Consider the following 12,461-nt stretch of genomic DNA (forward strand, 5'->3'; position numbering starts at 1 on the left):
ACTGCAGTGGCCGTCCCCACGCACGTGGGGGTGAACCGAGGAGCCAGAGCACGGCAGCGAAGAACACGGCGCCGTCCCCACGCACGTGGGGGTGAACCGATGGTGGGGTTGCACCCATCGAACACAGGAAAGCCGTCCCCACGCACGTGGGGGTGAACCGAAGTATGACCAGGCGAAACAAACACTTCACACGCCGTCCCCACGCACGTGGGGGTGAACCGCGTTCGCTGCCTGTCACGCATGCCGCAACACTCGCCGTCCCCACGCACGTGGGGGTGAACCGATGACAGGATGGCGATGGCGAGGTTGGTGCAGGCCGTCCCCACGCACGTGGGGGTGAACCGGACAGCCAGTAGTTACTCGCTACACGACGGCCGCCGTCCCCACGCACGTGGGGGTGAACCGATCAGCCTGGAGCGATGGCTCGAAGAGCTGGAGCCGTCCCCACGCACGTGGGGGTGAACCGAAGGGGGCAGGGGCATGAGGATATACCACCCGGCCGTCCCCACGCACGTGGGGGTGAACCGGTCGGCTTCTTCGCGTCGGCAAAGTACCAGGAGCCGTCCCCACGCACGTGGGGGTGAACCGGCAGAGGGCGTTGAGGAGATATGGGTCAAGGAGCCGTCCCCACGCACGTGGGGGTGAACCGACCCGTGCCCCCGCTCTCTTCAACAATCCGCAGCCGTCCCCACGCACGTGGGGGTGAACCGAGGACCTGCTGCGGAAGAACGCAGCAAGCGAGCGCCGTCCCCACGCACGTGGGGGTGAACCGGAAGGCGGGCCGTTTGCTCTCTACTATCAAGAGCCGTCCCCACGCACGTGGGGGTGAACCGCTCCGTAACGTCCATGCCGAGCTTTCCATTTCGCCGTCCCCACGCACGTGGGGGTGAACCGTTCAGCCGGTCGGGCGAGGTAGCGATAATCGAGCCGTCCCCACGCACGTGGGGGTGAACCGACGTCCACTGCGCCCCCGTTCATCCCGATATCGCCGTCCCCACGCACGTGGGGGTGAACCGTAGCTGGTCTCGCTCGGCTTCGCTAAGGTGACGCCGTCCCCACGCACGTGGGGGTGAACCGACAGTCGAGGACTTGTCGGAAACGCCCGCCGTGCCGTCCCCACGCACGTGGGGGTGAACCGCTAAGGCCATCTTCAAGCCGAGAGGCCGACCCGCCGTCCCCACGCACGTGGGGGTGAACCGGTATGGTGGATGCCGCCGGACCCGGGAGACGCGCCGTCCCCACGCACGTGGGGGTGAACCGAACGATTGGGATAACATGGCTTACGGGTTCAAGCCGTCCCCACGCACGTGGGGGTGAACCGCATCCCTCGGTAGAGAAACGCCATCTGCTCAAGCCGTCCCCACGCACGTGGGGGTGAACCGGTCATTGACTATCGTGGTTTGCCACACACATAGCCGTCCCCACGCACGTGGGGGTGAACCGAAGTCTGCCGCTGCTGTGAAAGCGGCAGAGACGCCGTCCCCACGCACGTGGGGGTGAACCGTATTCCCGCGACGCGACGACGTACACCCCCCAGCCGTCCCCACGCACGTGGGGGTGAACCGTATCGGGCCGTGGTAGACGCGGGGCTAAAGGAGCCGTCCCCACGCACGTGGGGGTGAACCGTCGCACGTCCCGGCGATCATGCGCACGGGGTCGCGGTCCCCACGCACGTGGGGGTGAACCGTATAAATCAGGTGTATCTCTATGTATGCCAACGCCGTCCCCACGCACGTGGGGGTGAACCCGGCAGACAAAGGCAGCCCCTGGGCAGTGGACAGCCGTCCCCACGCACGTGGGGGTGAACCGTGTCTGGTCGTTCGGCATGTTCGTCTCCTGTAGCCGTCCCCACGCACGTGGGGGTGAACCGGCGAGCGGTACGGCTGGTTACATGGCGCTCGCGCCGTCCCCACGCACGTGGGGGTGAACCGTGGACCCGGCGATGGCGAGGGACGACGACGCCGCCGTCCCCACGCACGTGGGGGTGAACCGTCGAAGAACGCACTCTGCGGATACGCGCCGAAGCCGTCCCCACGCACGTGGGGGTGAACCGTAGGGGTCGAGCACCCGCGCGTCGATCTTGGCGCCGTCCCCACGCACGTGGGGGTGAACCGCATTTCGCCAGGACGCGCTCGTTCTTGCCCTCGCCGTCCCCACGCACGTGGGGATGAACCGACCGTGTTCTCGATGACCCCGCCCAGGCCATCAGCCGTCCGCACGCGTCCGCCGGGTATCTTGGGCCTGGCGGGCATCAGTCCGTCCCAGCCGCTCTTCAGCATCCAGCAACTCGGCCAGTGAAGGACCCCTGAACTCCCTTGGGCTCAGCGCGCTTGGCGTGATGCTTCCCCACCGATGCACTCGACTCTTATCGTCTGCAGATGCTTCTACCTCCGTCCCCTCACGACCCGCTTCTAAGACCGACAGCCTCTGCTCGATCAGCCGCCGCTGTACGGTGTAGTACTTACGCACCCCATCCAGCGACATCCTCAATCTCTTGAGACCGGCCGGGAGGGTCTCCCTCATATCCTTCAGTCGCCCCTCCGCCTTACTGAGCCGACCGTCAAGTCTGTTCATTTCCTTGAGGCCGTCCCGGAGTTCCTCCTTCAATTCCTTGAGCTGAGCCTCCAGCTTGTCGCTGCGCTCCCGCTGCCTGTCGGCTGCGGAGCCGATCCCATGCTGAAGCGCTCTTTGTAAGCTGTCGCGCACCCGGCGTGTCAGCTGTCCCGACTGCACGCTGGAATTCACCGTCCTGGGGTCGATCTCCAGCACCCGCGCCGTACCGCCAATGCCCCGCAGCCGCACAAGCTCCAGGAGCAGCGCCATGAGCCGCAGGTGGTGCAGGTCCATGACGGCGCCACTGACCTTGATGTCTCGCCTTTTCTGCTTCAACTGATTCCTCCTCTCTGACTAAACCGTCCGCAAGCACGATGTCATTGTCCCTGCATGGCATGAACCCTGCGGCCGGAACTGCGCTGGCCGCCCGGTCCGGCTATTTCCACAGGAGTCGGAAGGTCAGCTTGTTCAGAAGCTCACGTTTCTTCAGCACCCTCCGCGTGTCGGAGAGCGCTGTCCGGCGATGGGTGACCTGCCCGTTGCGGTCGAAGCCACGCAGCGGAAACGTCGCCGGGGGAAGCGTCAGCCCGTGCTCCTCCAGGAGCGTCAACTCCAAGGCCAGGAACCGCTTCTCGGTGCGCAGCCAGGACAGGCTCTTTCCCTCGTCGGGATGGACGGCCTTCAGGTCCCGCCACTGGACGATCAGCGGCCAGACCTCTCCGAACACCTCCTCGTCGTCTGGGGCGGGCTCCAACGTCACGAGGTCGGGGAACTCCCGCCTGAGCATTGACCCCTTCCTGGACTGCGTGCCGGCGCCGTTCCCCTCCGCCTCGCCCCCGGCGTTCCCCGCCGTCCCGTGCTCCGCCAGTGTCTTCTCCAGCTTGAGCAGACCTTGGGCCACCTCCTCACGCACGGCTCGGATTGCGTCCTCCCATGCCCTTCGACCAACCCGACACTCCTTGCCCTGTTCCTCCACCTTGCCCTCCAGCTCTCGCAGGCGGTCCTCCATCTCGTCGTTGCGGTCCCGTTGCTCGGCTGCTGCGGACCCCACGCCATACTGAAGCGCCCTGTCCAACGCCGCCCGCATGCGCCTCGACAGCACCCCCTCGTCCAGGCCGGTGTCCAGCGTCCTGCGGTCCACCCCCAAGAGCTCGGCCGCCTTCTTGCGTCCGTGGTCCCGCTCCAGCTCTTGCAGCAGCGCCATGAGCCTCAGGTTGTGCATGTCGGCCACCTCCCTGCTGCCTTCGATGACCGGTCTTCTCTGTTTCATTCGGTGACTCCTCTCTGCAATCTGTCCAAAAGCGTGCTTCTCTTTGACGAAGCAAGACCTCGCCGGGATGGCTATGGCCCACAACACCTGTAGGGGGCTTTTCCCGCCACGCCGGATTGCCCGATTACCGCACTAGCGTCGCCGCCAGCCAAGCTCCCGTCCGGTTCGCTCTCGGTCTGCTGCCAACTCCTCAGTGGGCTCATTCTGCCGCCCCACACCCTCCGCAACCTCACTCACATGGGTCGCATCGTCGGCGTCGGACTCTGCCTCCGGTTCCTTCGGCTGCGCCTCCTCCAACGCCTCCACCCGCAAGGCAAGTCGGTCGACAAGCCCGTAGATTTCGTCCACGGACTCGACGAGACCACCGACCTGCGACTCAATCCGATCCAGCGGCATGACGTCCTGCGCAACGGGATCATCAAGGTTGGCCAGGAGCGTCTGGACTGCGTGATTCATCCTGCTCGTCAGCCGCTCCCGGCGTAGCGCCAGGGCCACCGTCTTCCGGTTCACTCCGAGGACCTCCGCCGTTCGGCGTTGCCCCTCCCGCCTCACTAGCCACTCCACGGCCCACTTGAAGTCGGGCTGCCCGGACCTCACCTCGGACTGTGGACTGCCGTCGCTCTCCACCATCTTGCTTGCCATCTCATACCTCCTGTAGGGGGTGGCCCCATTTTGTAATCGGGACCTCTTTTCCACCGGACTGGGGCCTTAACTCAAAGTGTTCACAGAACCTGGCCGATACACCCCAAAATCCGTCCATTTGCCTAGCTAATTGGCCCAGAAAGTCCGCTTCTACCCAAAGTCTCTTTTCCCTGTACAGCCCCCTGCCTGTGGTTCGCCGCGAAACAGATGGGCCGAACTGGGCCGCAGTTCCTTCAGCAAAGTCCCTTGAGAATGATCCTTATGCGATGGATTGGTCCCGTCCTGGACGGCTGAGAGGCCCTTGCGCGCCGCCTCATGCAGGCCCCGCGCCGTCCACCAGCCGCCGCCTCTCCAGGAGCTCGGACCCGGTTACTGAAATACCACAAAGGAGGCCCCATACAAACTGCCTGAAAGGGGGTACACAAATGTCGCCCCTTCCAGGCAGTTTCTTACCGCGTTCAGACGGCCCAGACTCTTGGTGAGGACCAATTCTCGCCGTCGCATTCGCCAGCGATATGCCAAGAGCTGCTCGTGATGCAAACGACATTCTGGGGAGCCTGACCCGAAGTCACGCCGGCGCTTCATTCGGGGGGCACGAGGCCGAGGCAACTGCAACCAGACGATATGGAAGACACGAAGAAGCAGAAGAGACGAGGGAGGCACGAAGGGGACGCCTCCGAGTTCGGCGTAGTCAGGGTCTTCTCCAAGCCCGCCCCTGACGCCGAGGATAGGCTGCGTCGCCTCTTCACGTTGCTGCTCGGATCCTCAGCCGGTGACGGTCAGACGGAGTCCGAGAAGGACCTGCCCCCGGACGGCCAGCGCAACGGCGACCACGTGGAGGCGGAATCCTAATGCCGTCCGAGCGGACTCCCAACCGTCAACAGCTTCAGCGGCAGCGTTCGGCCCTCAGCCAGAACGTTCCGTACCAGGCCGTCTTCGGAGACGTGTCGAAGATCATCGACGCGGCCAGGGAGTCGGCCGCCCGCTCGGTGAACGCCGCCATGACCGCCGCCTATTGGCTCATTGGGCGGCGCATCGTCGAGTTCGAGCAGTCGGGAGAAGAGCGGGCCGAGTACGGATCGGCGCTCATCGAGAGGCTGGCTGAGGACCTGACCGTGCAGTTCGGTCGGGGCTTCTCACTTCGGAACATCTACAACATGCGCCTGTTCTATCTAGACCATCCGACCGACCGAATTCTCCAGACACCGTCTGCAAAATTGGCTGCGCTTCCTCGACGGCAGATTCGCCAGGCGTCGTCTGGCATTTCCGAAGCCACCTCCGTCGAGGTGGGTTTCGACGACCTTCTGATCGCCTTTCCTTTGCCCTGGTCAGCCTACGTGCGTCTCCTGTCCGTCAGGGACAAGCACGCCCGCGAGTTCTACGAGACGGAGGCGCTGAAGGGAGGATGGTCGGTCCGTCAGCTAGACCGGCAGATCGGCTCCCAGTTCTACGAGCGCACAGCCCTCTCGAAGAACAAGGCCGCCATGCTGACCAGCGGACAGGAGCAGCGTCCCCAAGACCTCGCAGTGCCCCAGGAGCAGATTAAGGACCCTTTCGTCCTGGAGTTCCTCGATCTCAAGGACGAGTACTCCGAGGGCGACCTGGAAGACGCGCTGATACGCCACCTGGAGACCTTCCTCATGGAGCTGGGAGACGACTTCTGCTTCATGGGCAGGCAGAGGAGGCTGCGCATCGGCAACAGGTGGTACCGGGTGGACCTGCTGTTCTATCACCGGGGCCTGCGATGTCTCGTGGTCATCGACCTGAAGATCGGGGCGTTTAGCCACGCAGACGCCGGGCAGATGCACCTCTACCTGAACTACGCGCGGGAGCACTGGGTGCGCGAGGACGAGAACCCGCCCGTCGGCCTTATCCTCTGCTCCGAGAAGGACGAGTCGTTGGCGCGGTACGCCCTCGATGGTCTGCCGAACAACGTGATGGCGGGGGAGTACCGGATCACCCTGCCCGATGAGAAGCTGCTGGCCACTGAGCTTGACCGGACAAGGCAGGCGATGGAGTTGCGTGGAGCACCCTCAGAGAACGACCAGGAGGAGTGATCAGAAGCGCCTCGGGGAGTGGAGACGCGCTTTGACTCCCCTCTGTCCAACGAGGTAAAATGGAGGGCAGCAAGAAGTTGACCCGGCGGTGCGCTAACACCCCGGGCCGTGGCGCCACCTGCGGGAACAGGTGATGCGAATAGATTGTACTACTCGCAGACCCGCTCCCGACAGGAGGCGGGTCTTCTTCATTTTGAGGAATCCGAAAGGAGGCAGACATGGCGATGAGAACTACCGATAGGAAGAATGTAACGAAACGGGCGGCCATCTACGCCCGCGTCTCTGACAAGAGCCAGGACACGGAGGACAAGACCTCCATCTCCGAGCAGATCAGCGACATGGAGGCCCACTGTGAGCGGAAGGGGCTGACCATCACCGCCCGGTACCAAGAGGTTGGCAGGGGATGGTCGAAGAATCGCCCGGAGTTCCAGAGGATGCTGGCCGACGCAAAGCGAGGACGCTTCGACACCATCGTCTGCTGGAAGTCCGACCGGCTCAGCAGGGGCATGTACCCCGCAGCCGCTCTCATGGAGGTCGTCGAGGCGTACCAGATAGAGCTGGAGGCCGTCCTGGACGCCATCGACATGAAGACCTTTGGCCTCATGGCGGCCATAGGCAAGATCGAGCTGGACAACTTCCGTGAGAGGGCGTCGATGGGCAAGCGCGGTTCGGCCAAGCAGGGCCGCATCCCGGTCAATAACGTCCCCTTCGGGTACAGGCTTGGAGAGGGCCGCAGGCCGGAGATTGTGGAGTCAGAGGCCGAGGTCGTCCGGCAGGTCTTCCGCATGTATGTCCGCGAGGACATGGGAGCTCCGGCCATCGCCAAGCAACTGACCGCCGAGGGCGTCCCCACACCCAGAGACGTCGGTCGATGGTACGACCGCACCGTCACCCGCATCCTGGGCCTTGAAGCCTATAAGGGCACCTGGTTCTTCGGCAAGCGCCGCCACGTCGCCACAGAGCACGGTATGAGGAGATACGACCGGCCCGAGGACGAGTGGGTGGAGGTGCCCTTCCCGGCTGTGGTGGACGAGGAGATATGGGACCTGGCCCAGGAGGTCAAGAAGCAGCGGCTGACCCGCTCGGGCCGCAACACCAAGCTCTTCTATCTCTTGCAACACCTGGTCAGGTGCGCCGAGTGCGGGTACCTCATGGGTTGCAGGGGGACGAGACGCCAGACTTCCAGGCGCAACGGCAAGCACTACATCTACGATCTGGACACCCCCAGACGCTACTACAGGTGCTACGGGATGGAGAACGAGGGTGTGCAGTGTCGGGAGCGCCCCAACATCAAGGCTGAGCGGCTAGAGGCGCTGGTCTGGGGCGAGGTTAAGAAGGTGCTGGAGAACCCGGGCCTGATCGTCGGCGGCATCGAGGCCATGGACTCCCGGGCAGACAACGGCGAAATGGTCGAGGAAATCGCTCTCGCCGAGCGGGAGCTGCAAAAGGTCCAGATGGAGGAGGACCGGGCCATCAGGCTCTACGTGTCGGGGAAGATCACCGAGAAGCAGCTCGACCGCCAGCGCAAGTTCATCACCGAGCGTCTGGAGACGCTCAGATTGAAGCTGGACGACTACCGGGCCAGGGAGATGGCCGAAGCGGAGAAGCGGGCGTTGGGCGAGCACATCGTCGAGTGGGCGCACCGGATTCGCGGCAGGCTGGACGACCTGAGCGACAAGGAGCGCAGGGAGGTCCTACGGCTCATCCTAGACGGGGCGACCATCGACGGGAACAACAACGTTGACCTCACCCTGTCCATCCCGACCGAGGATGTCGTGTCGATTGCAGGACAAGAAACTCGATCTCATCCCAGACGATGGTCGGGAAGTCGATGAGGTCCAGGCCCGTCTGCACCAGCCGGGGGTGGCAGACCAGCACGTCGATGCCCTGCTTGACCTTCTCGGCGACCCACGCCTCCCGCTTGTCGGGGGCCACGGCGTCGGCCTTCATCACCGCCACCCGGAAGCCGTGCCGGGTCAGGAAGTCGTCCATCCGCCCGGTGATGTCCCGCGTCCCCGTGTGGGTGACGTAGACCAGCACGCGGCGTCCGGCCAGCCGCTCGGCGGCCACCAGGTCGACGAGCGCCTTCTCCTTCGGGTACAGCTTCTCCTCGGAGAGGGGCGGCACCGCGACGATGACGTCGCCCGACCTGGGGTCGAAGACCGTCTCCCCCCTGGTGCAGCCGTCCGGGTAGGCCAGGAGCGTCTGCAGGTAGGTGGCCAGCAGCCGCTTGGACCCGGCCTTCAGCGCCTGGGACAGCTCCTTTTTCAGCTCCTCGAACACCGTGTTGTAGGCGCTGCGCTGGGAGTAGCCCGTGCCGTCCTCCTCCGAGTCCATCGAGGACAGGAGGATCTGTTCGTCGTAGTCGGGCAGGCCCGATGCAACGTCGGCCAGCTTGAGGAAGATGGTGTTCCCGATGATGTGGAACAACGCCGAGGGCACCAGCCCCGGCTTCTCCCTGACCACCTTGCGGTAGCTGCGCCTGCGGCTGTTGCGCCCGTCCTCCAGGGCGTCGTCGTCGGGCTTGCCGATGGAGACCTCCTCGAAGCCGTACCGCTGAATCCAGCGGTGCTCGTCGGAGCGCCCGAACTCGGTGCGAATCTCAGGCGAGAACCGGTAGAGGAGGTGGAACAGCGTCGAGCTGTACCCGCCCATCATGGTTCCCGTAAGGCTGAGGGACTTGCCGCAGGCCTCCGCGAGGGTGCCGGCGGCGATGCCCTGGGCCGAGCCGCGAGACTTGTACTCGTGGACCTCGTCGCCGACCAGCAGGTCGAAGAAGCCCTTCATGTGGTGCTTGACGTAGTCGGCCAGCGGGTAGCGGGCAGGGCCGGACTTGTCCGCTTGCCACAGGGGTTCGCCGCAGGCGTCGCAGGTATGCTTGCGGCGGTTCAGGTCCTTCTCGGTGAGCGGCACGCCGTCCTTGTCGACGATCTGCGCCGTGCAGGTGGGGCAGCAGGGGACCCGGAAGGGCTCCCCCGTCTCCTCCTCCCGTAGGAGCCTGCCCCTGGACGTGGCCCACCGGTAGTTGACGGCGGGCATCCAGCGGTAGGACAGCTTGGCCCGCTCCCGGCTCATCACCGCGAACAGCGGGCCGGGGCCGACGGAGAAGCGGAGCCGCTCCAGGTCGGTGATGGAGGTGACGATGACGCCCCGTGCGCCGGGCACCGTCATCTCCACCTCCCGCTTCCACTTGGGCACCAGGTGGGGCGGGCAGAGCACCAGCACCTTCTTGAAGCCCGCCATGTGCGCGGCGGCGGCACCGATGAAGGTCTTGCCGGTGCCCATCTCTCCCACAACCGTCGTGCCCCGGTGGGCTTCGAGGGAGAGGGCGGCACCCCTGATGGCGTCGGCCTGCGCCCCGAGGGGCCTGCGGAGCAGGCGGGGCAGAATGCCGCCGTTCTCCGAGGGCCGGTAGAGCGGCGGGTAGGACTCCACCACCCGCCGGGCGATGGCCTCCTTGAACTTGTCGATGAACTCTCCGAGGTTCATGTCGGCGTCTCCTTTCCTTGAGGGACACGCCACGGAACTCCCGGGCACACCGACCACCGCCGGGCCGCAGGAGGCGACCTAGCGCAAGGCGCACCTCGCCCACTCCCCCCTGTGGGAGAGTAGGATTGAGGGCGCCCCGAGGGGTGCTGGGAGCGCACGAGGGCGCCCTCTCCATGTACTTCGGCTGTCATGCCGATTGGTCTCTGTCTTTCGATGCCTCCGCATCTGCGGGGCCTCGTTGTGCGGCCCCGTGCGGGCCGTCTATGCGGCGAGCAATGTCTCCCTGCGGGCCTTCTCTGAGGCCCTGTGGTCTTCGTAGCAGTCGCCGCTGAGGTGGTAGGACTTCACCGGCGAGGACACCGCCCTGCCGTAGTCGTCGATGTCCACCGATGCGGTCTGCATGGTGGGCTCGCCGGGTGCGATGGGCTGCCCGCACCGCGAGCAGGATTCGAGGACCATGATGGTCTGCGTCTGCATTGGTTCACCTTCCTTTCCCTATAGAGGTGATGTGTTGGGTGGCGTCGGGGCTAGGCGGCGATGTCCTCGATCCGGCCGTCGGCCAGGTCGAGGGCGACCACCGTGGTCTTGAGCTTCTCGCGGTGGACCTCCTTCTCCGGGCTGTCCTCCACCAGCTCCATCTCCTTCGACGTGCGCCCCTTGACCAGGATGCGCCTGCCGTCACCTTCGAGGACCAGGTTGTTGAGGAAACCCGCCGCCACCAGCATCGCTATGTGGCCCCGGCGGAGGGGCATCAGAGGGCGGGTGCGGGCGTCCCCGGCGGGCCAGAGGGTGTCCGTGATGTCCGTGTTCGTCCACAGCCCCGACCGCCGGGCCTCCGTCGCAGCGGCGACGGGATCGACGGTGCGGGTGGTGAACAGCACGTCGCCGCTGGGCGACGTTGCCGGGGTGTACTCTCCGTAGGAGTACGGGTCGTGCCGGGAGCGCAGCGGCTCCGGCTCCCCGATGGACCACTCGACCACCATGCTCTCGGCGGCCGCGTCGGGAACGGGGTCCGTCTTCCGGTAGCCCATGAGCACCACCTGGTCGAAGACCTCGCGCTCCGGGTCGGGGAAGGCCCAGCACCGCAGCCGCCCGTAGTGGGTGGACAGGTAGCGGGCCGAGACCGCGAGACGCTGCCGCGGCACGATGAAGACCAGCAGGCCGCTCTCGGCCAGGTAGCGCGTGCAGTGCGTCAGGAAGGCGTGTTCCGTCCGCTTGTCCTCCGCGTCATGATCGTAGGGTGGGTTCAAGAGGAGCAGGCCGAAGGCCCCGTTCGCTATGGACGTGGCGAACAGGTCGGAGGCCAGGGTGCGGTGGAGCCGCTTCTCGGCCTCCTCCGCCCGGTCCCGGTGCAGCTCCACGCCGTAGGTCTCGATGGTCATCGAGTTGGGCCGGTCGAGGTTCTCCGCCAGCCTCTGGAGCGCGTCCCCGCCCCCGCAGCAGGGGTCGAGGATGCGGATGGTCTCCCGCTCCCGGTGGTAGTAGCCGGAGGGCGTGTGAATCAGTTCGGCGATCAGGTCAACCACCCGCTCGGGAGTCGGGTAGTATCCCCCTTTCGCCTGTGCAGCCAGTCTCATGTCGTCTCTCCTTTCTTGCTTAGTCCTGTGTCACCTGGCGTCGCACCCAGACGGACTGGGCCTTGCGCTCGCGCGTCTCGAATTCCCACTCGTAGGTGCGGCCGTCGAAGGTGTCTCGTAGTGCGCCGTCCACGATGGCCGCCATGTGCTTGGTGGTGCCCACGACGCAGTCGCCGTACCGGTGGTGCGCCTCCGTGAACGTGGGCCGCTCTCCCGCCGGCAGACGGACCTTCCTGAAGCCGTAGGCTTCGAGGACGCGGTCCTGGACGCGGCGGGCGATGAGTTGGCCCCTGCGGCGGGGCGCTTTGCGCTTGCGCTCCCGTGTGGCGTAGGCGTTGCCGCTGGCGGCATAGCCGTTGCGCTTCATGTGTTCGGCCATCGTCAGGTAGACGGCGCGGTAGTCCTCGCGGGCGCAGACGGTGATGGCGCGGACGACGCAGTCGCCGGTCTTGCCCCGGTAACCCGCAGCCGCCCGGCCGCCGTCGTCATAGAGGTAGCCGATCATGGCGTCCCGCCTTCCGCCTCCTCGCGGGGCAGCGTGAGCTTGCCCGACGCAACGGCGTAGGACAGGTCGTCCCGCAGCCTCTTGGCGTTGGGGGAGCACCGGTAGCCGGAGACGCCGACGCTCTGGAGAGGGATGATCTCCCCCTCCTCGATGCCCCGCTCCCAGAGCCATCCGGCCCAGGAGTCGTGGAGCGGCAGGGGGCTGCGCTTGTCGAGGAAGCGGTGATGGAGCGCCGGGGCTTCCTCCGGCGACTGCGCCAGCAGGAGGAACGAGTCCTTCTCGTAGCCGTACTCGGCGGTCTTCGTAAATACGAGAGCGTGCCAACCGCCGGTGGCGGGCAGACGGGCGATCTTGGTCGTCCAGGTGCC

11 protein-coding genes and 1 CRISPR repeat array are annotated in these 12,461 nt (G+C 65.6%); of the genes, 3 read left to right on the plus strand and 8 right to left on the minus strand.

Annotation, left to right across the window (positions count from 1 at the left end; all coding sequences use genetic code 11):
- Window positions 1-9: 9 nt before the first annotated feature.
- Window positions 10-2,175: a CRISPR direct-repeat array (repeat unit 29 nt; unit sequence GCCGTCCCCACGCACGTGGGGGTGAACCG).
- A 30-nt stretch (window positions 2,176-2,205) separates the two neighbouring features.
- From OXC99_01045 to OXC99_01055, 3 genes are all read right to left on the minus strand, one after another.
- A complete protein-coding gene (locus tag OXC99_01045) occupies window positions 2,206-2,889 on the minus strand; it encodes a hypothetical protein (GenBank protein ID MCY4623585.1) in 684 nt (227 codons plus the stop codon).
- A 100-nt stretch (window positions 2,890-2,989) separates the two neighbouring features.
- Window positions 2,990-3,823, minus strand: coding sequence for a hypothetical protein (locus OXC99_01050; GenBank protein ID MCY4623586.1), 834 nt, complete (start codon window positions 3,821-3,823; stop codon window positions 2,990-2,992).
- Between the two features lie 132 nt (window positions 3,824-3,955).
- A complete protein-coding gene (locus OXC99_01055) occupies window positions 3,956-4,465 on the minus strand; it encodes a hypothetical protein (GenBank protein ID MCY4623587.1) in 510 nt (169 codons plus the stop codon).
- A 624-nt stretch (window positions 4,466-5,089) separates the two neighbouring features.
- Here OXC99_01055 and OXC99_01060 point away from each other — a divergent pair.
- From OXC99_01060 to OXC99_01070, 3 genes are all read left to right on the plus strand, one after another.
- A complete protein-coding gene (locus OXC99_01060; GenBank protein MCY4623588.1) occupies window positions 5,090-5,317 on the plus strand; it encodes a hypothetical protein in 228 nt (75 codons plus the stop codon).
- Window positions 5,317-6,522, plus strand: a complete 1,206-nt coding sequence (locus OXC99_01065; protein MCY4623589.1) for a PDDEXK nuclease domain-containing protein — start codon at window positions 5,317-5,319, stop codon at window positions 6,520-6,522. Before OXC99_01060 ends, OXC99_01065 begins: the two co-directional genes overlap by 1 nt.
- A gap of 218 nt (window positions 6,523-6,740) precedes the next feature.
- Window positions 6,741-8,357, plus strand: a complete 1,617-nt coding sequence (locus tag OXC99_01070) for a recombinase family protein (protein ID MCY4623590.1) — start codon at window positions 6,741-6,743, stop codon at window positions 8,355-8,357.
- On the opposite strand, the gene OXC99_01075 is transcribed toward OXC99_01070, so the two are convergent.
- The 5 genes from OXC99_01075 to OXC99_01095 all read right to left on the minus strand — a co-directional run.
- Window positions 8,269-10,011, minus strand: coding sequence for a hypothetical protein (locus OXC99_01075; protein ID MCY4623591.1), 1,743 nt, complete (start codon window positions 10,009-10,011; stop codon window positions 8,269-8,271). The two genes, OXC99_01070 and OXC99_01075, sit on opposite strands and share 89 nt — an antisense overlap.
- Before the next feature lie 261 nt (window positions 10,012-10,272).
- Entirely contained in the window at window positions 10,273-10,488 is a 216-nt protein-coding gene (locus tag OXC99_01080) for a hypothetical protein (protein MCY4623592.1), read from the minus strand.
- Window positions 10,489-10,538: 50 nt separating this feature from the next.
- Window positions 10,539-11,588 (minus strand): DUF6094 domain-containing protein, encoded by a 1,050-nt coding sequence (locus OXC99_01085; protein MCY4623593.1) that lies wholly within the window; start codon window positions 11,586-11,588, stop codon window positions 10,539-10,541.
- 19 nt (window positions 11,589-11,607) lie between these two features.
- Window positions 11,608-12,093: a hypothetical protein gene (locus OXC99_01090; GenBank protein ID MCY4623594.1), complete on the minus strand. Its 486-nt coding sequence runs from the start codon at window positions 12,091-12,093 to the stop codon at window positions 11,608-11,610.
- Window positions 12,090-12,461: hypothetical protein (locus OXC99_01095; GenBank protein ID MCY4623595.1), on the minus strand; the 372-nt coding region annotated here is incomplete at its 5' end. The genes OXC99_01095 and OXC99_01090, both read right to left, overlap by 4 nt.

The sequence above is a fragment of the Chloroflexota bacterium genome, assembly GCA_026713825.1.
Classification (GTDB): domain Bacteria; phylum Chloroflexota; class Dehalococcoidia; order Lucifugimonadales; family UBA1127; genus UBA1127.